This window comes from Micromonospora saelicesensis, assembly GCF_900091575.1.
GTDB lineage: Bacteria > Actinomycetota > Actinomycetes > Mycobacteriales > Micromonosporaceae > Micromonospora > Micromonospora saelicesensis.
Genome location: NZ_FMCR01000003.1, coordinates 906,434 through 929,780, shown reverse-complemented (window position 1 = coordinate 929,780; position 23,347 = coordinate 906,434). Strand labels below are relative to the sequence as shown.

At 72.0% G+C, this 23,347-nt stretch carries 23 protein-coding genes; 12 read left to right on the top strand and 11 right to left on the bottom strand.

The window, feature by feature from the left end:
- The first annotated feature begins 101 nt into the window (after positions 1-101).
- The 8 genes from GA0070561_RS17270 to GA0070561_RS17235 all read left to right on the top strand — a co-directional run bounded on the left by GA0070561_RS17270 (position 102) and on the right by GA0070561_RS17235 (position 8,285).
- Positions 102-701 carry a hypothetical protein gene (locus GA0070561_RS17270; RefSeq protein WP_091401758.1) on the top strand — a complete coding sequence of 200 codons (600 nt, stop codon included), beginning with the start codon at positions 102-104 and terminating at the stop codon, positions 699-701.
- A gap of 130 nt (positions 702-831) precedes the next feature.
- Positions 832-1,173, top strand: coding sequence for a PadR family transcriptional regulator (locus GA0070561_RS17265; protein WP_091401756.1), 342 nt, complete (start codon positions 832-834; stop codon positions 1,171-1,173).
- Complete coding sequence (locus tag GA0070561_RS17260) at positions 1,170-2,117, top strand: permease prefix domain 1-containing protein (protein ID WP_091401754.1); 948 nt, start codon at positions 1,170-1,172, stop codon at positions 2,115-2,117. Before GA0070561_RS17265 ends, GA0070561_RS17260 begins: the two co-directional genes overlap by 4 nt.
- 116 nt (positions 2,118-2,233) lie before the next feature.
- The gene (locus GA0070561_RS17255) at positions 2,234-3,568 is read left to right on the top strand and encodes a sensor histidine kinase (RefSeq protein ID WP_091401753.1); all 1,335 of its coding nucleotides are present in this window, start codon (positions 2,234-2,236) and stop codon (positions 3,566-3,568) included.
- Entirely contained in the window at positions 3,565-4,281 is a 717-nt protein-coding gene (locus tag GA0070561_RS17250) for a response regulator (RefSeq protein WP_091401751.1), read from the top strand. The genes GA0070561_RS17255 and GA0070561_RS17250 overlap by 4 nt, the downstream gene beginning before the upstream one ends.
- An 80-nt stretch (positions 4,282-4,361) precedes the next feature.
- Positions 4,362-5,255, top strand: a complete 894-nt coding sequence (locus GA0070561_RS17245; protein WP_091401749.1) for an ABC transporter ATP-binding protein — start codon at positions 4,362-4,364, stop codon at positions 5,253-5,255.
- Entirely contained in the window at positions 5,252-6,313 is a 1,062-nt protein-coding gene (locus GA0070561_RS17240) for an ABC transporter permease (protein ID WP_091401747.1), read from the top strand. The genes GA0070561_RS17245 and GA0070561_RS17240 overlap by 4 nt, the downstream gene beginning before the upstream one ends.
- A 178-nt stretch (positions 6,314-6,491) precedes the next feature.
- On the top strand, positions 6,492-8,285 hold the full coding sequence (locus GA0070561_RS17235) for a carbohydrate binding domain-containing protein (protein ID WP_091401745.1): 1,794 nt from the start codon (positions 6,492-6,494) through the stop codon (positions 8,283-8,285).
- Between the two features lie 71 nt (positions 8,286-8,356).
- On the opposite strand, the gene GA0070561_RS17230 is transcribed toward GA0070561_RS17235, so the two are convergent.
- Positions 8,357-9,385, bottom strand: coding sequence for a helix-turn-helix domain-containing protein (locus GA0070561_RS17230; protein WP_167362426.1), 1,029 nt, complete (start codon positions 9,383-9,385; stop codon positions 8,357-8,359).
- A gap of 252 nt (positions 9,386-9,637) precedes the next feature.
- Here GA0070561_RS17230 and GA0070561_RS17225 point away from each other — a divergent pair, with 252 nt between their 5' ends.
- Complete coding sequence (locus GA0070561_RS17225; protein WP_091401742.1) at positions 9,638-10,633, top strand: helix-turn-helix domain-containing protein; 996 nt, start codon at positions 9,638-9,640, stop codon at positions 10,631-10,633.
- Between the two features lie 12 nt (positions 10,634-10,645).
- Here the strand turns inward: GA0070561_RS17225 and GA0070561_RS17220 are convergent, their stop codons facing one another.
- The 8 genes from GA0070561_RS17220 to pgsA all read right to left on the bottom strand — a co-directional run bounded on the left by GA0070561_RS17220 (position 10,646) and on the right by pgsA (position 17,592).
- Entirely contained in the window at positions 10,646-11,263 is a 618-nt protein-coding gene (locus tag GA0070561_RS17220) for a ribonuclease FAU-1 family protein (RefSeq protein WP_091401740.1), read from the bottom strand.
- A 146-nt stretch (positions 11,264-11,409) separates the two neighbouring features.
- Positions 11,410-12,162 carry a YebC/PmpR family DNA-binding transcriptional regulator gene (locus GA0070561_RS17215; protein ID WP_091401738.1) on the bottom strand — a complete coding sequence of 251 codons (753 nt, stop codon included), beginning with the start codon at positions 12,160-12,162 and terminating at the stop codon, positions 11,410-11,412.
- A gap of 282 nt (positions 12,163-12,444) precedes the next feature.
- The gene (gene pdxT, locus GA0070561_RS17205; protein ID WP_091401735.1) at positions 12,445-13,050 is read right to left on the bottom strand and encodes a pyridoxal 5'-phosphate synthase glutaminase subunit PdxT; all 606 of its coding nucleotides are present in this window, start codon (positions 13,048-13,050) and stop codon (positions 12,445-12,447) included.
- A 103-nt stretch (positions 13,051-13,153) separates the two neighbouring features.
- Positions 13,154-14,071, bottom strand: coding sequence for a pyridoxal 5'-phosphate synthase lyase subunit PdxS (gene pdxS / locus GA0070561_RS17200; RefSeq protein WP_091401733.1), 918 nt, complete (start codon positions 14,069-14,071; stop codon positions 13,154-13,156).
- Positions 14,072-14,221: 150 nt separating this feature from the next.
- Positions 14,222-14,725 carry a hypothetical protein gene (locus tag GA0070561_RS17195; RefSeq protein WP_091401731.1) on the bottom strand — a complete coding sequence of 168 codons (504 nt, stop codon included), beginning with the start codon at positions 14,723-14,725 and terminating at the stop codon, positions 14,222-14,224.
- An 81-nt stretch (positions 14,726-14,806) separates the two neighbouring features.
- Complete coding sequence (locus GA0070561_RS17190; RefSeq protein WP_091401730.1) at positions 14,807-15,967, bottom strand: glycosyltransferase family 4 protein; 1,161 nt, start codon at positions 15,965-15,967, stop codon at positions 14,807-14,809.
- Positions 15,968-15,983: 16 nt separating this feature from the next.
- Positions 15,984-16,916, bottom strand: a complete 933-nt coding sequence (locus GA0070561_RS17185) for a phosphatidylinositol mannoside acyltransferase (protein ID WP_091401728.1) — start codon at positions 16,914-16,916, stop codon at positions 15,984-15,986.
- 46 nt (positions 16,917-16,962) lie between these two features.
- Positions 16,963-17,592 carry a phosphatidylinositol phosphate synthase gene (gene pgsA, locus GA0070561_RS17180; protein WP_091401726.1) on the bottom strand — a complete coding sequence of 210 codons (630 nt, stop codon included), beginning with the start codon at positions 17,590-17,592 and terminating at the stop codon, positions 16,963-16,965.
- Positions 17,593-17,841: 249 nt separating this feature from the next.
- Between pgsA and GA0070561_RS17175 the strand changes: the two genes are divergently transcribed.
- A complete protein-coding gene (locus GA0070561_RS17175; protein WP_091401724.1) occupies positions 17,842-19,998 on the top strand; it encodes an elongation factor G-like protein EF-G2 in 2,157 nt (718 codons plus the stop codon).
- Positions 19,999-20,161: 163 nt separating this feature from the next.
- On the opposite strand, the gene GA0070561_RS17170 is transcribed toward GA0070561_RS17175, so the two are convergent.
- Complete coding sequence (locus tag GA0070561_RS17170) at positions 20,162-21,220, bottom strand: aldo/keto reductase (RefSeq protein WP_091401723.1); 1,059 nt, start codon at positions 21,218-21,220, stop codon at positions 20,162-20,164.
- A gap of 86 nt (positions 21,221-21,306) precedes the next feature.
- Here GA0070561_RS17170 and GA0070561_RS17165 point away from each other — a divergent pair, with 86 nt between their 5' ends.
- Complete coding sequence (locus GA0070561_RS17165) at positions 21,307-21,801, top strand: hypothetical protein (protein WP_091401721.1); 495 nt, start codon at positions 21,307-21,309, stop codon at positions 21,799-21,801.
- A gap of 49 nt (positions 21,802-21,850) precedes the next feature.
- Here GA0070561_RS17165 and GA0070561_RS17160 read toward each other — a convergent pair whose 3' ends face one another.
- Positions 21,851-22,363, bottom strand: a complete 513-nt coding sequence (locus GA0070561_RS17160; RefSeq protein ID WP_181518504.1) for an HIT family protein — start codon at positions 22,361-22,363, stop codon at positions 21,851-21,853.
- Between the two features lie 176 nt (positions 22,364-22,539).
- Between GA0070561_RS17160 and GA0070561_RS17155 the strand changes: the two genes are divergently transcribed.
- Positions 22,540-23,268, top strand: a complete 729-nt coding sequence (locus tag GA0070561_RS17155) for a D-Ala-D-Ala carboxypeptidase family metallohydrolase (protein WP_091402218.1) — start codon at positions 22,540-22,542, stop codon at positions 23,266-23,268.
- Positions 23,269-23,347 lie beyond the last annotated feature (79 nt).

Below are 23,347 nucleotides of genomic sequence, written 5' to 3'. Positions count from 1 at the left end.
GTTTCTCTGCACAGTAGACCCGGCCGGTCGGAATCCCGACGAACCGTTGGCCCTGGCGCGGTGACTAAGAGGGCAGGAGACCCATCACCGAAGGAGCCACCATGAACCGTCCCGCGATCCTCCTCACCACCGCCGCGTTGGCGCTCGGCACGCTCGTCCCGGCGACCGTCGCCGGCCCGGCGGCGGCAGCGCCAGTGGCCGGCGGCGCCGCGCCCGCCTCGGCCCGCGGTCCGGCCGCCGTCGCCGCCGGGCACAGCCACCCGCAGGTGCTCGGCGTTCGTGGCGTCGGCGTGTACCGCATCGGCGCCAGCCTGGCGTCGCTCACCACGAACGGGCACATCGACTGGACCGTGCCGACCTGCGGCGGGGTGGTGCACGCCGGCGCGACGGGATCCTGGGCGGGCGTGATCCTGCTGGCCTTCCGCGACGGGCGGCTGGTGGAGGTCGGTACGGCAACCGCGCCGCCGCAGTCCCCCGCCGGCGCCACTGTCGGTATGTCCTTCGACGAGCTGGAGGCGATCTACGGCCGGCGGGGTTCGCTGATTCGCAACGACGCGGGGGACGCCGAGGCGTACCTGGTCCGGGTGGGGTCGCGGGTGGAGCTGTTCACCGGCCACCCGATCCGGCCGGGGGTGGGCTACTTCCAGGTCGGCCCGGCCAGCTTCGTCGAGCGGAACTTCCTCCAGGGCGCGTCCTGCTGAGTTTTCCCAGGTGCGGGGCGTCCGGTGTCAACCGGGCGCCCCGCACGTCGTATCGGCCCGAGACGGAGGTTGGGCGGACACGATGATGTCCGCTGGACAACACTGTGTGGCACACAGTATGGTGTGACACATGGTTAGCGAGGACGTTCTACGGACGCACCTACAGGAGTTGCGTCGAGGCACCGTCGTGGTGGCCAGCCTGGTCGCGCTACGCCGACCGGACTACGGCTACGCACTGCTGCAACGGCTCAGCGACCACGGCTTCCCGGTCGACGCCAACACCCTCTACCCGCTGCTGCGCCGCCTGGAGGACCAGGGGCTGCTGACCAGCGAGTGGAACACCGAAGAGAGCCGACCGCGCAAGTTCTACCGGACCAGCGACGAGGGCGAGTCGATGCTGAACCGGCTCCTCGACGACCTCGCCGCCGTGCAGACCTCCATCACCGGGCTGATCCAAGGAGTGGACCGATGAACACCCTGACCGACCGCTACCTCGCCGCCACCCTGCGATCGGTGCCCGCTCAGCGCCGCGACGAGATCGCCACCGAGCTGCGGGCCTCCATCGAGGACATGATCGACGACCGCACCGGCGGCGGCGCGGACCCGACCGTGGCCGAGCGGGAGGTGCTCACCGAGCTGGGCAACCCGGACGTGCTGGCCGCCCGGTACGCCGACCGCCGGTTGCAGCTCATCGGCCCGACCTACTACCTGGTCTGGCAACGGCTGCTGAAGCTTCTGCTCAGCTTCATCCCAGCGCTCGTCGGCACGATCGTCGCCGTCGTCAAGGTCGCCGAGGGCAGCGGATTCGGGGCCATCGGGCCGGGCATCGTCGTCGCCCTGCACGTGGCCGTGCACATCGCCTTCTGGCTCACCCTGACCTTCGCCATCATCGAGCGCTCCCAGACGACGGTTGACCTGCCCGGCTGGACGGTCGACCAACTGCCCGACGCCCCGGTGCACCGGGGCATCCCGCTCGCCGACACCGTCGCATCGGTGATCATGCTGGTGCTGACCATCGCGTACCTGCCGTTCCAGCACTACCAGTCCTGGGTCCACGGCACCGACGGCGAGAACATCCCGATCCTCGACCCGGCGCTCTGGTCGTTCTGGCTGCCGGCGCTGATCGTGGTCCTGGCCGCCAGCGCGGTGGTCGAGATCGTCAAGTACCGGATGGCGCACTGGACCTGGACGCTCTTCGGCATCAGGGCGCTGCTCAACCTCGCCTTCTCGGTGCCGCTGATGTGGCTGGCGCTCACCGACCGACTGCTCAACCCGGCCCTCGGCGAGCGGCTCAGTTGGCTGGCGGACGCGGACAACCGCAACGTCCTCGGGGCGACCATCGCGGTCGGCGCGGCAGTGGTGGTGGTCTGGGACCTGATCGACACGGCCCTGAAGACCCGGCGGCAGACCGCGTGAGTGATCCCCGACCCGACGGCCCGGCGCGTACCCCGCGTCGGGCCGTCGCCCGTCGTGGTGACCGCGGTGGCCCGCCCGGTTGGAGGGCCTGGTGGGCGGCGTGGCATCGTTCCCGGATGACAGTGGCACCGCGACCGGAATGGCGTCGTCCGGGTCCGACGGCGGAGCAGCGCCGAAACGACCTCTGGATCGGGCTGGGGATGACCGGGCTGGCGTTGGTCAGTCTGACCCTGGCCCGCAGCACCGGCGCGTTCCTGCTGGGCCCACCGCCGTCCGGGCCGGAGCAGCTGTTCTGGACCGTCGCGGTGACCCTCCCGCTGATCTGGCGACGACGCTGGCCGACCGCGACAGTGCTGGTCGTCGCGGCGGCGTTCATCGCCGCGCAGGCGCGCTCGGCCCCAGAGAGCCAGTTCTCCTCCTGGGCCCTGTTCTGCGCCCTCTACACCGTCGGCGCCTGGGGGCAGGACCGCCAACTGTCCCGCCGGCTGCGGATCGGCGTGATCGCCACCATGTTCGCCTGGCTCGGGGTCTACTACGCGGTGATGATCGACCACATTCCGGCGGACACCTTCGCCGACGCGGTCGGGCCGGTGCCACCGGTGCTCGCCGCGATGGTCAACGGTGTGCTGCTCAACGTGCTGGTCTTCGGTTTCGCGTACTTCTTCGGCGAGACCGCGTGGGTGGCCGCGCGCCGCGAGCACGAGCTGCGCGCCCAGGCCGAGGACCTGCGCCGTTCCCAGGCCGAGGCCCGGGAACGGGCGGTGCTCGGCGAACGGGTCCGGATCGCCCGCGAGCTGCACGACGTGGTCGCCCACCACGTGTCGGTGATGGGCGTACAGGCATCCGCCTGCCGCCGGGTGTTCGACCGCGACCCGGGCAAGGCCCGCACCGCGCTGACCGCCATCGAGCAGAGCGCCCGCACCGCCGTCGACGAGCTGCGTCGGATGCTCGGCGTGCTGCGGACCTCGGCCGGCACCGACGCCGCGCCGCCGACGGCCGGCAGCGTCGAACGGATCGACGAGCTGGTCGAGCGGGCTCGGGCCGCCGGGCTGACGGCCACCCTCGGGGTGTACGGCGACCCCGTCGCGTTGCCCGAATCGGTCTCCCAGACGGCCTACCGGGTGACGCAGGAGGCGGTGACCAACACCCTGAAGCACGCCGAGGCGGCCCTGCTCGACGTGCGGGTCCGGTACCTGGCCCGGGAGGTGGAGGTCGACGTGACCGACGACGGGCGGGGCGGCGGCCGGACCGACACCGTCGGGTTGGGCCTGATCGGCATGCGCGAACGGGTCACCGCCCACGACGGCGACCTGGAGGCCGGGCCGCGGGCCGGCGGCGGCTGGCGGGTACGCGCCCGCTTCCCCCTGGCGGCGGCGGACCGGCCGGTGGGCCCACAGCGGGAGCCGAGCGACAGGCAGCAGGCGGCAGCCGGCGCGGAGCCGTCGGCATGAGCGCGGCCGCCCAGCAGGCATCCGACACCGGGCCGACGGTGCGGGTGCTGCTCGCCGACGACCAGCACCTCGTCCGTACCGGCTTCCGGGTCATCCTGGAGGTGGAGGACGACATCGAAGTGGTCGGTGAGGCCGCCGACGGCGAACGGGCCGTCACCATGACCCGAGCCACCCGCCCCGACGTCGTACTCATGGATGTGGAGATGCCCGGGATGGACGGCCTGGAGGCCACCCGGCAGATCGTCGCCGACGGCCCCGGGGCGCCCGCGGTGCTGATCCTCACCACGTTCGACCGCGACGACTACCTGTTCGCGGCGCTGCGGGCCGGGGCCAGCGGCTTCCTGCTCAAGAACGGCACGCCGGAGGAGCTGATCGAGGCGATCCGGGTGCTGGCCAGGGGCGACGGTCTGCTCGCCCCGGAGATCACCCGCCGGGTGATCTCCACCTTCGCCCGACCCGGCGACCCGGCGGGCACCGCCCACCGGGGCCCGGACGCCGATGCCGCGCTGGCCGAGCTGACCCCGCGCGAACGGGAGGTGCTGATGCTGCTCGCCGCCGGGTCGAGCAACGCGGAGATCGCCGCGGCCATCCACCTGGGAGAGGCGACGGTGAAGACGCACGTGAGTCGGGTACTGGCCAAGCTCGGCCTGCGTGACCGGGTGCAGGCCGTGGTGTTCGCGTACGAGAACGGGGTGGTCCGCCCCGGCGGGTGACGGCGTCCGCCGCGAGGTGGACCCGCCCGCTCACCCGCCGGGCGGACGGCGCAGCGGCGTAATCGATCTAGCGTGAGTGCGTGACCAGAACGCTTCGCCTCGACGGCGTCGACCGCAGCTTCGGCGACCGTCAGGTGCTCAGGAACGTGTCCTTCGAGGTGTCCGCCGGCCGGATGACCGGTTTCGTGGGCGCCAACGGCGCCGGCAAGACCACCACCATGCGGATCATCCTGGGTGTGCTCGCCCCCGACGCCGGCGAGGTGAGCTGGGGCGGCACCACGCTGACCCGGCAGGACCGCCGACGCTTCGGCTACATGCCGGAGGAGCGGGGCCTCTACCCCAAGATGACCACCCGCGAGCAGGTGGCCTACCTGGGCCGGCTGCACGGGCTGGACGCGGCCGCGGCACGACGTTCCACCGACGCGCTGCTGGACCGGGTCGGGCTCGGCGAGCGCGGCGACGACCTGCTGGAGACGCTGTCGCTGGGCAACCAGCAGCGCGCCCAGATCGCCGCCGCGTTGGTGCACGACCCCGAGGTGCTGGTGCTCGACGAGCCGTTCTCCGGCCTCGACCCGCTGGCAGTGGAGACCGTCGTGGCCGTGCTGCGGGAACGGGCCTCGGCCGGCGCGCCGGTGCTCTTCTCCAGTCACCAGCTCGACGTCGTGGAGCGCCTCTGCGACGACCTGGTGATCATCGGGGACGGGGTGATCCGGGCCGCCGGCAGCCGGCAGCAGCTGCGCGACTCGTACACGGTGCCCCGCTTCGAGCTGGTCGTGGAGCACGACGCCGGCTGGGTACGCGACCACCCCGGGGTGACAGTGGTCGAGTTGGACGGCGCGCGGGTGGTCTTCGACCTGCCGGCCGGCACCGACGAACAGCCCGTGCTGCGGGCCGCCCTAGCGCGCGGCCCGGTCCGCGCCTTCCGCCCGGTCAGCCCCTCGCTCACCGAGATCTTCCGAGAGGTCACCCAGTGAACGTCACCCAGGCCACCCGGCTGGTCGCCGAACGCGAGATCCGGGTCAAGCTGCGCGACCGCACCTTCCTGTTCGGCACGCTGTTCTTTCTGTTGATCGCCGCGGCCGGCACCATCCTGCCGCCGCTGTTCTCCGGCGGGCCGTCCACAGTGGCCGCGACCGAGAGCCTGGCGGCGCCGCTGCGCGCGGCCGGGCTGGAAGTCCGGGTCGTCCCCGATGACCGGGCCGCCGAGCAGGCCGTCCGCGACGACGACGTGGACGCCGCGGTGGTCACCGGACCGGCCGTCCTGGCCATGGACGACGCCCCCGACGACGTGGTGAGGGCCCTGAGCACCCAACCGACCGTCCGCCTGCTCGATCCGGACGCGGTCGATCCGGTGGTGGCGTTCCTGGTGCCGTTCGTCTTCGCGTTCGTCTTCTTCATCACCTCGCAGACATTCGGTGTGCAGATCGCGCAGAGCGTCATCGAGGAGAAGCAGACCCGGATCGTGGAGATCCTGGTCGCCGCCGTGCCGGTCCGGGCCCTGCTGGCCGGGAAGGTGGTGGCCGGGGCCATCCTGGCGTTCGCGCAGATCGCCCTGATCGCGGTGGTGGCGGTTCTCGGGCTGCAGATCGGCGACAGCGGAGGTCTGCTCAGCCTGCTCGCCCCGGCGATCGGCTGGTTCGTACCGTTCTTTCTGATCGGTTTCGTGCTGCTCGCCGCCATGTGGGCCGCGGCCGGCGCGCTGGCCAACCGGCAGGAGGACATCGCCGCGGTCTCGACGCCGGTGCAGCTCGCCGTCATGCTGCCGTTCTTCGCGGTGATCTTCCTGAACGACAACGCCACAGCGATGCGGGTGCTGTCCTACCTGCCGTTCTCGTCGCCCACGGCCATGCCGCTGCGGCTCTTCACCGGCGACGCGGCCGGCTGGGAACCGATCGTCTCACTGGTCCTCCTGGTGCTCGCCGCCGGCGCGTTCCTCCTCGCCGGGGCTCGGGTGTACGAGGGGTCGCTGCTGCGCACCAACGGCCGGACCTCGCTGCGTACCGCCTGGCGGGAGCGGGAGACGATCGGCTGAGTCAGCGGTCCGACCCGCGCGGGCGTCGGTGTCCTGATCGGATGCCGGCGCCCGCTGCCGTACGGCACCGTTCCGAGCGCTGTTCGGTGGCCGTGAACTGCGCGAACACTCCTACGTTGAGCCGATCCTCACGGCAACGACCTGGTCGTCGCCGGTTTCCGGACCGGAAAGGCTCTCGATGTCCCCACCGATCAACGCACGGCAACTCCGTCGTCTGCTCAGCCTCGTGCTCGCGGTCGCCCTCGCCAGCACCCTCACCGCCCTCGTCCGGCCCGCGCCGGCCGCCGCCGCCCCGGGCGACCTCATCCTCAACGGCACGTTCGACAACGGCAGCACCCAGCCCTGGTGGACCCGGCTCGCCTCGACCAGCACCACTGTCAACGCCGGGCAACTGCGCGTCCGCACCAGCGCCACGGTGGGCAAGCCCGTCTGGGAGGACCTGGTCGGTCACTTCGAGTTCGGGGTGACGGCCGCGCAGTCGTACCGGTTGCAGTTCGACGCCTCGGCCGACGTCAACCGTTCCCTGCGCGTCTCGGTCTCCCGGGCGGACACGCCCTTCACCTCCGCCGTCGACCAGAGCGTTGCGCTGACGTCCTCGATGCGCCGGTTCACCTTCGACTTCACGTCCCCGTTCGGCGACCCGAAGGCGGTGCTGCTGTTCCACTTCGGCGGCCAGGCCGCCTCGACGGTCCGGTTGGACAACATCTCGCTCACCCCGCTGGCCGTGAACCCGGCCACCGACCCGATCCTGTACTGGAACGGCATCCTGCTGGCCACGTACAAGGCGCTGGACCTGCCACCCACCTCCTCGTCCCGCGAGGCCGCCATCCTGCACGCGGCGATGCACGACGCCGCCGTCTCGGTAACCGGGGTCGGCAACCCCTACCGGGTACGAGTGCCGGTCAGCTACCCCGGCACCATGGACAACGTCGTGGCGCCGTCCCTGCACGCGGCCATCGACCGGGCCGCGTACGACGTGCTGACCGCCCTGTACACCCGGCACGGTCGTTCCTTCACCGATGCCCTCACCCGTGCCGTCGAGCGCCGGCCGTCCGGCGTTAACGACGCCGAGGAGGCGCGCGGTGACACCGTCGGCGCGGCGGCGGCCGCCGCCAACCTCCAGGCCCGCGCCAACGACGGCTCCGACAACAACACGGCGTACCCGGTGCAGGAGAACGTGCCGGGAGCGTGGCGGCCGACCAACGGCAAGGCGGCGGTCAGCCCGAACTGGGGCTTGGTCACCCCGTTCGCGCTCACCTCGGGCCAGCAGTTCCGGCCCGGTCTACCGGCCGACGCCACCGGGTACGCCGACCTGCTCGGCAAGCAGGAGTACCGCACCCAGGTGCAGGAGATCCGCGACTACGGCGGTCGGACGTCATCGCTGCGGACCCCCGAGCAGACGCAGATCGCGTTCTTCTGGGCCAATGACCTGGGGGGCACGTACAAGCCGCCGGGTCAACTCTTCTCGCACACCCGGATCGTGTCGGAGCAGCGTCAGCTCGGCATCCTGGCCAACGCCCGGCTCTTCGGGCTGGTCGCCCTCGCCCTCGCCGACGCCGCCATCGCCGCCTGGGACGCCAAGTACCAGACGCCTGTCGACCTGTGGCGGCCGGTGACGGCGATCGAAGCGACGGAGGGCCCCGGTTGGCAGCCGCTGTCGCAGACCCGCGAGGGGGTGCCGTACACGCCGGCCTTCCCGGCCTACATCTCCGGGCACGCCACCTTCGCGGGGGCCTGGTCCGCGGTGATGAAGAGGTTCTTCGGCACCGATGCGATCGCCTTCGACGCCACCACTGACGATCCGCACGCCGTCGACGTGGTCCGGCACATGACCGGCTTCGACCACGCCGCCGAGGAGAACGCGCTGAGCCGGATCTACCTCGGCGTGCACTACCGGTTCGACGCGGACGCCGGGCTCGCCACCGGCCGTTCCGTGGGCGCGTACGTCTTCGCCAACCGCCTGCGACAGTGAATCGCCAGTCGGGATAACGGGGGGCTCCCCGTCCGGTTCGTGGACCGGGCGGGGAGCGTCACGCGTGACCGCTACGCCGCGCAGTTCCAATGGCTGAAGTCGCCCGTACGAGACCAGACCTCCCGTGCCGTCCTGATGTTCCAGGCCGCGTCCAGCGCCGTCTGGCGGTCGACGCCGAACCGGGACACCTCCATGTCGCTGAACTGGAACAACCCCCAGCGCCGTGTTCCGTCCTCGCCGACCTCCACCCGGTACGGGTCCAAGCCGGAAAGGCAGCGCGCCACCTGCACCGCCCCGGCCGGGTCCTCCGGGAACGTCCGCCGCAGATGCTTGCCGATCCGGTCCTCCGACCAGCTGGCGGGCACCTTGCGATCGCCCGCCAACTCGTCGAACAACCGCTCGTCCGCGGTGCCACTGACCGGCAGAGCGCCAAACGCCTGGAACACCATCACCCGGCTGGTGGTGTCCGGGCCGAACCAGCCGTCGACCGGCACTGTGAGTCCGTCGGCCACCAGATGCTCCTGGAGGCTCAGCACGCAGGGGCCGTACATGCCCTGGCGCAGCACCTCCGGGCAGCCAACGGTCGGCGAGCCGTCCACCGTGGGAGGGGCGAGGGGTCGCAGCGCCCCGGCCGTCCCGACCGTCAGAACGCCGAACACCGCCAGCAGCGCCAGCCGAAGCCAGCGACGGGCCGGCCACGGCGCTTCGGGTCGCGGCGGAACCGAGCCGACGCTCGGGCGGATGTTCGCCGCGACGGCAGTGGACGGGCCGGCAGGGGTCCGCACCGCGTCACTCTCCCCTCGACCCTGCTCGCCCAGGCGAGCCTCGAGGTCCCGCCGTGTCTCCAACCACCTGTCGACCTCGACCGCCGGGGTGCCGCAGGCGGCCAGCAGCGCGACGACGGTGCGTTCCCGGGGCAGCGTCGTCCGCCCCAGCATCGTCGCGAGAGTGCTCGGCGGCAGCCAGTGTCCGGCCGCCGAGGCTCGCCGGGCGAGCTCCCGATAGGTCAGACCGGAACGCCGCCGCACCTCCCTGAGCAACGCCACGTACTCCCCCGCCGTGGCCGCCTGCGGCACCGGATCCCGGACAGCGTCATCCATCGAATCTCCCCGTGTCTTGGTGTGGTCGAGCCCGAACCCGTGCCGGTGCGAGCCCCTCGGCCGTACACCGGTCAGCGGCGCGGCCATCGAGAAAAGACGCTAGGGAACCCGGTCGGCCAGGACAATGCCCTGGTCGCCGCGCTGGGCTGTCCGGGCAGCTCAGGGCAGCATGTCCGGGTCTTGTCCGACCATCTCGGACAGTCGCCGGGACCCGACTTGCCCCCGCGTCCGCGGTGTCTGGAGAATCGGGCGATGACCACGGGGGAGCTACGCCCGGACGACGCGTCCGACCCGGCCGAGTTCGTCGAGATGCTGCGCCAGCTCAAGGACCGGTCGGGGCTCACCTACCGGCAACTGGAGCAGCGTGCCGCGTCGACGGGTGATGTGCTGGCCCGCAGCACCGCGGCGGACATCCTGCGCCGGTCCACACTGCCGCGCCCCGAGGTGGTGGCCGCGTTCGTGCGGGCGTGCGGCGCGGAAGATCAGGTCGAGACGTGGCTACGGGCCCGGCACCGCCTCACGGCAGGCCAGTTGACCCCGCCGACGCCGGTAGCGGACCCACCGCCGATCGACACGGTCACGACCGTGGCCCCGGAGCACTCTGGCCCGGCCCGCCCACGGTGGTTCGCGCGGCCCGCGCCGCTGGCGCTGCTCGTCGTCGCCGCCCTGCTGGCCACGCTCGGCGTGGGCTTCTGGATCGAGCGACGCGACGACGGGCGAGGAAAGGCCGCGCAAACCACCGATCCGACCGCGTCGGCGGGTGAGGGTGCCCGTTCGCCGAGCGCGGGGCTCAGTCAGATCCGCCCCGCCCGCAGCCCGCACCTCTGCCTCAGCGAGGGTCGCGATCGCACCGGCCAGTACACCAAGGAGATAGCGGTCCAGCGGCCCTGCACGGAGGCCACCCCACCGGACACCTCGCTGGAACCGGTGGCCGACGGAATGTTCTTCATCCACTGGGTCCACCCGGTGCTCGGGAAGGGCTGCCTCACCATCCGCGAGGAGGATCCCGGCCGGAACCTGCTCGAACCCTGGAACGAGAAGGATTGCAGCGCGAACAGGTCGAAGCAGGTGTTCCACTTCGAACCGACCGGAGCGACGCCCGACGCGTACCGCATCCGGCCCGACCGTACCGAGCTGTGCGTCGGCCTGCGCGACGACGACAGCGCCGTGGCGGACGCGGCGCTGGTCGAACCGTGCACCGGCGGCCCGGATCAGGTGTTCCTGGTCAACGCGCTGCCCGGTAACTGACGTCGGCGCCGCTCAGCGCGCCGGTGGCACCTGGTCCCAGCCGGCGGGCAGCGGGGGCACCGTCCAGGCGGGGTCGGGCTGCCAGGTGGCCCACGACGGGTCCCACCAGCGCTCGCCCCCGTCGAGCAGGGCGGCGATGCGGTCACCCTCGGCCTGGATGGCGTCCGCCATGCCCGGGTAGCGCCCCTCGACGAGGCGCTGGGCGAACATCTCCACGTCCTTCCAGACGTACCGGTCGGCGTCCGCGGCCCACCACAGGTCCAGCTCGTGGTCCAGGGTGTCCACCCCGATCGGGGTACGCCGCACCGGGTCCTGGAGGTTGAAGTACCAGCCGGCGAAGTCGCGCCCCGGCCCGGTCCAGAACACGTCGATCGAGTGCGCCTCACCGGGGCGTTGCAGCATCAGCTTGCCGTGCCCGGACCAGGACCGGTGCCCGGCGGCCTCCCACGGGTGCCGCCCGCAGGGGAAGACGCCCGTGTCCGGGAAGCCGAACTCGGCCCCCGGTGGGAGGTAGAGGGCGAGCAGGTCAGGCGAATTCTCGACGCAGATCGTCGGGCAGCCGAACCAGACCTCACCCCGCAGCACCTCACGCCGTACCACGGTGTCGCCACGCTCAAACCGCTTTACCACCCCGCACCCCCTCCCTCGCCGTCCCAGCCCCAACCCCCGCCGCGATCTTGCACTTCCTGTTGACGATATGCCCTGCGTGACCCGGTCTGTCGGGTCAGAAAGTGCAAGATCGAGGCGGGGTGAGGCGGGGCGAGGGCAGGGCAGGGTCAGGCGTCGACCGCCGCCATCACGTCGTCGCTGACGTCGAAGTTGGCGTAGACGTTCTGCACGTCGTCGCAGTCCTCCAGGACGTCGATCAGCTTGAAGATCTTGCGCGCGCCCTCTTCGTCCAGCGGCACGTTGACGCTGGGGATCAGGGAGGACTCGGCCGACTCGTACTCGATGCCGGCGTCCTGCAACGCCGTGCGCACCGGGATCAGGTCGGTCGGCTCGGAGACCACCTCGTACGCCTCGCCGATGTCGTTGACCTCTTCGGCGCCGGCGTCCAGGACGGCCAGCATCACGTCGTCCTCGCTGGTGCCCTCCTTGGGGACGATCACCACGCCCTTGCGGGAGAACATGTACGACACCGAGCCGGCGTCGGCGAGCGAGCCGCCGTTGCGGGTCAGCGCGGTCCGTACCTCGGTCGCCGCGCGGTTGCGGTTGTCGGTGAGGCACTCGATGAGCATGGCCACGCCGCTCGGGCCGTACCCCTCATACATGATCGTCTGCCAGTCGGCGCCGCCAGCCTCCAGGCCGGAGCCACGCTTGACCGCGCGATCGATGTTGTCGTTCGGCACCGAGCTCTTCTTCGCCTTCTGGATGGCGTCGAAGAGCGTCGGATTGCCGGTGGGGTCGCCGCCGCCGATCCGCGCGGCCACCTCGACGTTCTTGATCAGCTTGGCGAACATCTTGCCGCGCTTGGCGTCGATGACGGCCTTCTTGTGCTTGGTCGTCGCCCACTTTGAGTGGCCGGACATCTTCTACCTCCGTTGCTACCCGCCGTCTGCATCGACCGCACCGCTCACGCCCCGCTCCCGCCGGCGCACGCGGAGGTGCCGGTCAGCTCTGGTGGAAGCCGTGGCGGGCAGATGGCCCTGCCGAATCTCCGCAATCCTACCGACGTCCCCCGGGTCCCTGTCATGCACCGCGCGCGGCAGGACCGCCCGGCCCCGACGGACCTGGGCAGACGGGACAAAAACCCTGGACGAAGCCACGACCGCGGCGAGCATCATGGACAGCTCGGCGCGGTCGCCCGCCGTTCAGCGGGCGGCGCGGACCAGGTCCACGAAGTACGCGTGCACCCGCAGGTCACCGGTGAGCTCCGGGTGGAACGAGGTGGCCACCAGGTTGCCCTGCCGGACCGCCACGATCCGGTCGGCGGCCGGGCCGTCGGACACCACCCCGATGACCTCGACGCCGGCACCGACCCGCTCGACCCACGGCGCGCGGATGAACACCGCGTGGAACGGCTCCCCCGGCACCCCGACCACGGTCACCGGCGCCTCGAACGAGTCGACCTGCCGGCCGAACGCGTTGCGCCGGACGGTCATGTCGATGCCGGCGAAACCCCGCTGATCGGGCCGACCGTCGAGCACCTCGGTCGCCAACATGATCATCCCGGCGCAGGAGCCGTAGACCGGCATGCCGTCGGCGATCCGCTTGTCGATCGGCTCGCGCATCTCGAAGATGTCGGCGAGCTTGCTCATGGTGGTGGACTCGCCGCCGGGGATGACCAGGCCGTCGACCGCGTCCAGCTCCGCCGGACGGCGGACCGGGCGGGCGTCCGCGCCCGCCGCGGCCAGCGCCGCCACGTGCTCGCGGACGTCGCCCTGGAGCGCGAGCACACCGATCACGGGTGCCGTCATGGTCGCACCGTTCCTCTCCGCGTCCGCCGTCCGGGAAGAGCGCTCACAACCTTTCCTCCCCCTCGCGACTGCGGGGCTCGCAAGAGCGGCTCACTCCTCGCGCTCACCAACCGCGCTCGGCCAGGCGGTGCGGCTGCGGGATCTCGTCGACGTTGATACCGACCATCGCCTCGCCGAGACCCCGGGAGACCTTGGCCAGCACGTCCGGGTCGTCGTGGAAGGTGGTCGCCTTGACGATCGCGGCGGCCCGCTGAGCCGGGTTGCCCGCCTTGAAGATGCCGGAACCGACGAAGACGCCCTCCGCGCCGAGCTGCATCATCATCGCCGCGTCGGCCGGCGTGGCGATCCCGCCCGCGGTGAACAGCACCACCGGCAGCTTGCCGCTCTCGGCGACCTCCTTGACCAGCTCGTACGGGGCCTGCAACTCCTTGGCCGCGACGTACAGCTCGTCGGTCGGCAGCGAGGCCAGCCGGCGGATCTCCTGGCGGATCTTGCGCATGTGGGTGGTGGCGTTGGAGACGTCACCGGTGCCCGCCTCGCCCTTGGAGCGGATCATCGCCGCGCCCTCGGTGATCCGGCGCAGCGCCTCGCCCAGGTTGGTCGCGCCACAGACGAAGGGCACTGTGAACGCCCACTTGTCGATGTGGTTCGCGTAGTCGGCCGGGGTCAGCACCTCGGACTCGTCGACGTAGTCCACGCCGAGCGACTGGAGGATCTGCGCCTCCACGAAGTGGCCGATGCGGGCCTTGGCCATCACCGGGATGGAGACCGCCTCGATGATCCCGTCGATCATGTCGGGGTCGCTCATCCGGGACACCCCACCCTGCGCGCGGATGTCGGCGGGCACCCGCTCCAGGGCCATCACGGCGACGGCGCCGGCGTCCTCGGCGATCTTGGCTTGCTCGGCGTTGACGACATCCATGATCACGCCGCCCTTGAGCATCTCGGCCATGCCACGCTTCACGCGGGCGGTGCCGACGACGGGGGCGGTACCGGTGTTCGAGGCGGTGTTTTCGGGCACGGGTCATCGCTCCTTGGACAAGCTCTGGGGGTGGCAGCGAAAATGCTACGCGCGGTTCAACGCCGCACCGACAGCCAATCAGACCCCCGGTGGCCTGCACTGTGGCAGTGGTCACCGGCTCGCCGCAGGAGCCACGGCGCCGCTCGGAGGTCAGGCGGCGGGGACGTCCGCCGGCACGACGAGGGTCGGGTCGTCGATGTCGAAGTAGCGCGGCCACTCCCGGCCCCGCCCCATCCGCAACAGGCGCACCAGCGGCCGGCTGCGCGCCGAGCGGGCGTCCCGGACCAGGTCGGTGTGCACCTGCCGGGACAACGCGAGCCGACGACTCGCGGCGATGACCGCCACGCAGTCCGGGTCGCCCGGGTCCAACTGGACGCCGCGCAACTGCCGGGTCAGGTCGTTCTCCGCCGCCTCCCGCTCGTCCGGGCTGGCGTCCAGGGCGATCCGGGCCGCCGCGTACAGCTCGACGCCGAAACGCCGCTCAGCCAGGACCGCGGCTGCCGCCGCGCGGCGCAGCAGGTGGGCGTCGAGGGCCCGGGCCGCCAGCTCCGCGCGGCCCTGTAGCCGCTCCACCCGGCCGGCGGTCCAGATGAGGTACGCCGCGACCAGCCCCACGACCACGCTCGCGGCCACCACCCACCACATGTGCGGCATCGTAGTGCTGCTCCGTTTCGTCCGATTGGGCGCGGCCGGACCGGTCCCACCGGTCACCCCCGCACCATCCGTCACACCGGCTCAGCTCAGCCCCACCCACTCCTGGTCGATGACCCGCCCGTCGGTTGCCTCGATCGCCGCTGCGTATACCTCCAGAACGCGGCGAGCAACCACGGGCCAGTCGAAATTCGCGACCACCTGATCGCCGCAGGCACTCAGCGTGGCCCGCGCGGCCGGATCGTCCAGCAGCTCGGCCAGCACGTCACGCAGCCCCACCGGGTCGCCGGTGGGGAAGAGCCGACCGGCGCGCCCACCGTCGAGCACCCGCCGGAACGCGTCCAGGTCACTGGCGATGACCGTCGTACCCGCAGCGAGGGCCTCGGTGAGGATCATGCCGAACGACTCACCGCCGGTGTTCGGTGCGACGTAGAGGTGCACGCTGCGCAGCATGCGCGCCTTGTCCGCTTCGCTGACCAGGCCGAGGAACGTGATCTGCTCGTGCAGTTCGGCCGGGAACTGGTCGTACAGGTCGTCGGGGTCGCCCGGGCCGGCGACGAGCAACCGCAGACCGGGCCGGGTGGCGGCCAGCGCCACGAACGCGTCGCGCAGCACCGGGAAGCCCTTGCGTGCCTCGGTGAACCGGCCCAGGAAGCCGAGCGTGCCGCCGGTGCCGGCCCCGCACTCCCCCGGCCAGCCCGGCAACGGCTCGGCGTCGGCGAACTTGGCCACCGCCACCCCGTTGGGGATTTCCACCGCGCCGCCGTCCATGTGCTCGACCTGCACCTTGCGGGCCAGCGCGCTCACCGCGATCCGGGCCGTGATCCGCTCCAACACGATCTGGAGCACACCCTGCGCGGCGGCGAGGACCCGCGAACGGGTCATCGCGGTGTGGAACGTGGCCACCACCGGGCCACGGGCGGACAGCACGGCCAGCAGCGACAGACTCAGCGTGAGCGGCTCGTGCACGTGCAGCACGTCGAAGTCGCCGTTGGTGATCCACCGCCGCACCCGGGCGGTCGACACCGGGCCGAACGCGATCCGGGCCACCGAACCGTTGTACGGCAGCGGAACGGCCCGACCGGCGGACACCACGTACTCCGGCAGCGGCGAATCCTCGTCGGCGGGCGCGAGCACGCTGACCTCGTGGCCCAGCGTGATCAGCGCCTCGGCGAGGTCCATGACGTGGTTCTGCACCCCACCGGGCACGTCGAAGGAGTACGGGCACACGATGCCGATCCGCATCCGTCAGCCCACCTCCTCAGGCCGGGCCGGAGGCCGACGAGGGCAGCGTCGCGCCCTCCCCCGACCTCGCCTGGTCCAGCCACATCCGCTGCAACATGTGCCAGTCTTCCGGATGCCGGGCGATACCCGCCGCCAGACGGTCGGCGATCAGCTGGGTCAGCGACCGGACCCGCTGGTCCAGCGGCCCCACCTCGGGCCCCGGCACCGGCAACGGACCAGCCAGCGACGCGCAGGCGGCATCCGGTTCGTACCAGAGCGAGGCCACGTAGAGCGGCGCACCGGTGTGCAGCGCGAGCAACGCCGGCCCGGCGGGCATCCGGGTCTTCCCACCGAAGAAGTCCACCTCCACCCCGCGGGCGGAGAGGTCCCGGTCGGCCAGCAACGGCACCACCGCACCGGCCCGCAGCCGGTCCAGCAACACGTCGAACGCCGGACGCGGCCCCCCGTGGGTCGGCAGGATCTCCATTCCCAGGCTCGCCCGGAAGGCCAGGAAGCGCTTGTACACGCCCTCCGGCTTGAGCCGCTCCATGACCGTGGTGATCGGCCAACCGGTGGCCGCCACCCAGGCGCCCGCGGCATCCCAGTTACCGGCGTGCGGCAGGGCCACCACCGCGCCCCGACCGGCGGCCACGTCGGCGGCGAGCAGCTCGGCGCCGTCGAGCCGGAAACCGGACAGGATCTGCGAGCGGCTCAGGGCGGGCAGCCGGAACGCCTCCATCCAGTACCGGGCGTACGAGCGCAACCCGCGCTTGACGAGATCGTCCAACTCGGCGTCGGGCAGCTCCGGGCCGACAACCCGGCGCAGGTTCGCGCGCAGTCGGGCCGTACCCCCGCCGCCGGCGCGGTGGGCGCGGTCCGCGCCCGCCTGGAACGCCGCCGCCACCAACGGCCGGGGTAGCGCGCGGACCACCCGCCACCCGGCGATGTAGCCCAGCTCGGTGAGGTTCACGCGACTCGGCCGCCGGTCGTCCGACAACTGGTCGCCGGCACGCCACTCACGCCTGGCCGTCCGGCTGGAGCTGCTGGGCCTGGCGGTAGACGTGCGTCATCCGCTGCCCCACCGTGAAGATCGACACGGCGGCGAGCAGCCAGAGCGCGATCTCCAGGGCCGGATCGACACCGACACCGGTGAGGATTCCGCCGACCCCGACGATCAGCAGTCGCTCGGTGCGCTCGGCGATGCCCACGTTGCAGGTCATGCCGAGCCCCTCGGCGCGGGCCTTGACGTAGGAGACGAGGCCTCCGACGGCCAGGCAGACCAACGCGGCGGCCACCCCGGAGTGGTCGCCCTGCGTGGCCAACCAGTACGCGACAGCGCCGAAGACGGCGCTGTCGGCGACCCGGTCCATGCTTGAGTCGAGGAAGGCGCCGAATTTGGTGGAGCCGCCGCTCATCCGGGCCATCGTCCCGTCGAGCAGGTCGGTGAGCGCGAACAGGGTGACGATCAACGCGCCCGCGACCAGGTGGCCGCGAGCACCGAAGCCGAGCGCGCCGACGAGCACACCAACGGTGCCCGCGACGGTGACGGCATTGGGGGTGACGCCCGCGCGCAGCAGGGCGCGGGCAATCGGCTCTACGACGCGGGTCATCCCCGCGCGGGCCGACACTTGGAAGATCTTCGCCATGGCGGTCCCCACGATAACGGTCGGCCCAGCTCCGGCGATACGGACGGTACCGCCGACCCGCCCGGGGGAGGCTTGTGCCTACCCGGCAACGGGTGTGAGATCGAGCCGGGAGGTGAGCCAGCTCACCCGTCCGCCCGTCCCGTTCCCGCTGTGCAGCAGACCACCGGAGGATATCGCCGCGCACTCGCCCCGGGCCGCTTCCCGTCGCGCGGCGGTCGCCACCACCACCGGCTGAGGGAGGTGCGCCCCATGGCGCAGAAGAGTCACGAGAAGGGTTCCACCGGCGGCACGCCGGTGGTGACCGAGCCCGAGCGGGTTCGCAACGTGGTGCTCGTCGGGCACTCCGGGGCGGGCAAGACCACACTGGTCGAGGCCCTGCTCGCGGCGACCGGCACGATCGGCCGCGCCGGCACCGTGGTCGACGGCACCACTGTCGGCGACCACGACCCCGCCGCAGTACGCCAGCAGCGGTCGGTCAGCCTGTCCTGCGCGCCGCTGCTGCACAACGGCATCAAGGTCAACCTGCTGGACACCCCCGGGTACGCCGACTTCGTCGGTGAGCTGCGCGCCGGGCTGCGGGCCGCCGACGCCGCGCTCTTCGTGGTCTCCGCCGCGGGCGGCATGGACGCGGCCACCGTCGCGCTCTGGGAGGAGTGCGCCGCCGTCGACATGCCCCGCGCGGTCGCGGTGGCCCGGCTGGACCAACCCCGCGCCGACGTCGACGAGACCGTGGCGCTCTGCCAGCGCCTCTTCGGCGACAACGTGATGCCGCTCTACCTGCCGATGCTCGGCGACGACGGGGTCTCCACCGAGGGGCTGCTCGGCCTGATCACCCGTCGGGTCTTCGACTACAGCGCCGGGCTGCCCGCCGACGTCCGCGACCCGGACCCGGAGCACCAGCGGGCCATCGACGAGTCCCGCGACGAGCTGATCGAGGGGATCATCGCCGAGAGCGAGGACGAGACCCTCATGGACCGCTACCTCGACGGCGAGGAGATCAGCGACGAGGTGCTCATCGACGACCTGGAGAAGGCCGTCGCTCGGGGCCACTTCTACCCGGTGGTGCCGGTCTGCGCCCAGACGGGTGTCGGGCTGGACGTGCTGCTGGAGGTGCTGACCGCCGCGTTCCCGTCGCCGCTGGAGCACGAACTGCCGGCGGTGACCGGCGTGGACGGCTCGCCGCGTCCGCCACTGAGCTGCGACCCGGCCGGGCCGCTGGTCGCCGAGGTCGTCAAGACCACCATCGACCGCCACGTCGGTCGGGTCTCGCTGGTCCGGGTCTTCTCCGGCACGCTGCGCCCCGACCAGACCGTGCACGTCTCCGGGCACGGCATGGCCGAACGTGGGCACCCCGACCACGACGCCGACGAGCGGGTCGGGCACATCTACACCCCGCTGGGTGCCACAGTGCGGGAGGTGTCGCTCTGCGTCGCCGGTGACATCTGCGCGATCACCAAGTCGGGCAGCGCCGAGACCGGCGACACCGTCTCGACCACTGACGACCCGCTGCTGATCGCCCCCTGGGAGATGCCGGAGCCGCTGCTGCCGGTGGCGATCGCCGCCCGCAGCCGCGCCGACGAGGACGCCCTGGCCCGCAACCTCGCCCGCCTGGTCGCCGGCGACCCCACGCTGCGGCTGGAGCGCAACCCGGAGACCCACCAACTGGTGCTCTGGTGCATGGGCGAGGCACACGCGGACGTGGTGCTCGACCGGCTACGCGCCGGCGGCGTCGAGCTGGACACCGAACCGGTCAAGGTGTCGCTGCGCGAGACCCTGACCGTGCCCGCGAAGGGGCACGGCCGCCACGTCAAGCAGTCCGGCGGCCACGGTCAGTACGCGGTCTGCGACATCGAGGTCGAGCCGCTGCCCCGCGGCAGTGGCTTCGAGTTCGTCGACCGGGTGGTCGGCGGCGCGGTGCCGCACAACTACATCCCGTCCGTGGAGAAGGGCGTCCGCGCCCAACTGGAACGCGGGCTGGTCGCCGGGCACCCCGTGGTGGACCTGCGGGTGACCCTGGTCGACGGCAAGTCGCACAGCGTCGACTCCTCCGACGCGGCCTTCCAGACCGCCGGCGCGCTGGCGCTGCGCGACGCCGCCGAGCGTGGCCAGCCGGCCCTGCTGGAGCCGATCGACGAGGTCACCATCCGGGTGCCGGACGGCTCGGTGGGCACGGTGATGGGCGACCTGTCCGGCCGACGCGGCCGGGTGCTCGGCACCGAACCGGACCCGGACAGCGAGGGCCGCACCCTCGTCCGCGCCGAAGTGCCGGCCACCGAGCTGCTTCGGTACGCCGTCGAACTGCGCTCCATGACGGCCGGCACCGGCACCTTCCGCCGCCACTTCGTCCGCCACGACCCGATGCCCGCCCACCTGGCCGACCAGACCCGCAAGGAACAACTCCCCTAACCCCCGCCCCGGCCCCCGGCCCCGGTCCGGCCCCGCCCGGCCCCGGCCCCGGCCCCGGCCCCGGCGATCTTGCACTTTCTGTTGTTCTTATGTCGCTGTTGCGGCATAAGTCACCGCAGAAAGTGCAAGATCGGCGAGGGATGGAGGTGACGCCCCGGGGGGTCTACGGGTGGACTGTGGGGTGGGTGGGGCGGGGCCAGTGGGGGCGGTCGGCGTCGCGGAGGGCCGCGGTGCGGACGGCGGCGAGTTGACGCTCCACCTCGACGAACTGGTCCGCCGGCAGCGGGCCCCGGTGCAGCGCGGCGGCGTTCTCCTCGACCTGGGCGACCGTACGGCAGCCTGGGATCGGGATGGTGCGGCCGCTGCGCGCCCAGATCCAGCCCAACGCGCCCTGGGCGAGGGTGCGCCCGTCGGCGGTGAGCGCGGCACGGACCGCGCCGACCCGGCGCAGCCACTCCGGTGCCGGCCGGCCACCCCGGAACCACTCCAACCAGCCCGGGGTCAGCCCGCGTACGTCGTCGCGGGGCAGTGTCGACCCGGCCGAGTACTTGCCGGTGAGCAGCCCCATCCCGAGTGGACCCCGGTTGACGCTGGCCAGGTCGTACTTCTCGCAGACGGCGAGCAACTCGGGGGCGTCACGCAGCACCGACAGGGCGTGTTGTACGGCGGTGGCACCGGCGGCGGCCTGCCCGAACGCGGCCGCCCGGTCGGTGCGGTCGGTGCTCCACCCGTATGCGCGGATCAGACCCTCGGCCACCAGGTCCTCACAGGTCCCGATCAGCGCCTGCGCCCTCGGCACCGACAGGTCGGCCAGGTGCAGCTGATAGAGGTCGATCCGGTCGGTGTCCAGCCGGCGCAGTGAGGCGGTCACGGCAGTGCGCAGGTACCCGGGCGACGCGTCCTCGCCGGTGGCCTGCCGGCTGGCCTCGTCGAAGGTGTAACCCCACTTCGTGGCGATCACGGCGTCGTCACGGCGACCGGCGAGCGCGCGACCGAGCACCCGCTCACCGTGCCCGGCCCCGTACGTGTCGGCGGTGTCGAAGAGGGTGATGCCCAGATCGAGGGCCCTGCGTACCGCCCGCACCGACTCGTCGTCGTCGACAGCGCCCCAGCCCAGTGGCTGGGTGCCCTCCGCCCAGGGCCCGCCGATCGCCCAGCACCCCATGCCGAGGGCGCTGACCTCGATGCCGCTGCGCCCCAACACCCGTGTCGTGACTGCCATCGGCCGATCGTGCCACCTTCGGCGGGCCGGGGCGCAGCAGATCCGCGGGCGGACACGCGGGTGCATGGAGACGGTCACGGTGCGGCATGATCAATGCCATGCGACGGCTCGGGGTGGACATCGGCGGGGTCATCATCGAGCCGGCCGACGACGACGCCGACACGTCGTTCTTCGGCGCGCACTACCTGCGTACCCCTGTCGTCGTCGGGGCGTTCGACGCGCTCGCGGCGCTCGGCCCGGCGTTCGACGAGGTGCACCTGGTGTCCAAGTGCGGGGAGGCCACCGAGCGGCGTACCAGGGAGTGGCTGGCCCACCAGGACTTTCCGGCCCGCACCGGCATCCCGGTCGAGCGGGTGCACTTCTGCCGCACCCGACCGGACAAGGCGCCGATCGCCAGACGCCTCGGCCTGACCCACTTCGTGGACGACAAGCTGGAGGTGCTCGGCTATCTCGACACGGTGCCGCACCGCTTCCTGTTCCGGCCCCGAAAGGCCGAGGTCGCCGCACACGCCGCGCTGCTGCCCCGCGTACGCCGGGTGGAGAGCTGGTCGGAACTGACCCCGCTGCTGCGCGCCGACTAGCCGGACCGGTGCGGAGGCCGCGCGACCGGCGCGGCGCGGCCGGCGGCGGTCAGGACGGCCAGGCGCGGGCGAGCAGGTCGCGGGTGTCGCCGAGCAGCTGCGGCAGGACCTTGGTACGGCCGATCACCGGCATGAAGTTCGCGTCGCCGCCCCAGCGCGGCACCACGTGCTGGTGCAGGTGCGCGGCGATGCCGGCGCCGGCCACCCCGCCCTGGTTCATGCCCAGGTTGAAGCCGTGAGCGTTGCTGACCTTGCGGATCACCCGCATGGCGGTCTGGGTGTACGACGCCAGCTCGGTGGTCTCCGGCACGTCCAGGTCGGTGTAGTCGGCGACGTGCCGGTAGGGGCAGACCAGCAGGTGCCCCGGGTTGTACGGGTAGAGGTTGAGCACCACGAAGACGTGCTCACCCCGGGCCACCACCAGGCTCTCCTCCGGGGGCAGCTGCGGCCCTCGGCAGAAGGGGCAGCCGGTGGGCTTCTCGTAGCCCTCGGCCGGGCGGTCCTCGCCGGAGATGTAGGTCATCCGGTGCGGCGTCCAGAGCCGCTCCAGACCGTCCGCCATGCCGTCACTGTCCGTGTGCCGTTCCGCCCCTGTCACGAGCCGATCCTACGGAGCCCCGCGGGCACGCCGCGACACCCGCCTTCGGGAAAACCAGGACTGCAAGTTCTTGACGGATCAAAGTCGAAGCATGAAACTTCCATGCATCCACGTACTTCCATTCATTGATGGAGGGCTACATGTTCCGACGGCTCGGCCGGCTCCTCGCGGCACTCGCCCTGACTGCCGCCACCACAGTGGCCGGCGTCACCCTCACCGCCGGCGCCGCACAGGCGGACGGCTGCTACACCTGGGGTCGCGCCCTGTCCCAGGGGATGACCGGCGAAGACGTCCGGCAACTCCAGATCCGGGTCGCCGGCTACCCCGGCTACGGCGCGGTGCTCACCATCGACGGCGCGTTCGGCCCGGCCACCCGGTCCGCGGTCATCCGCTTCCAGCAGGCGTACGGGATGTCGGCGGACGGCGTCGCCGGCCCGCAGACGTTCAACCGGCTCTACGCCCTCCAGGACGACGACTGCACCCCGGCCAACTTCAGCTACCCCGAGTTGAACAAGTGCAACAGCGACTGGTCCGGTGGCGCGGTCTCGGCGAGCACCGCGCGGTTCAACGCGCTCGTCTCGATGTGGAAGCTCCAGGCCATGCGGCACGCCCTCGGCGACGTCTCCATCGCGATCAGCAGCAGCTTCCGCAGCTACGCCTGCAACAGCGCGGTCGGCGGAGCGTCGAACAGCCGACACCTGTACGGCGACGGGGTGGACCTGGTCGGGTCCCCGTCGTTCTGCCGGCTGGCCCAGCAGGCCCGCTACCACGGCTTCGGGCAGATCCTCGGCCCCGGCTACCCCGACCACAACGACCACACCCACGTGGCGGCGGTCGGCGGCTGGTCAGCACCCAACTGCGGCATCTGACACCCAGCGCCGCACTCCGGGCGCCGCACTCCGGGCGCCGCACTCCGGGCGCCGCACTCCGGGCGCCGCACTCCGGGCG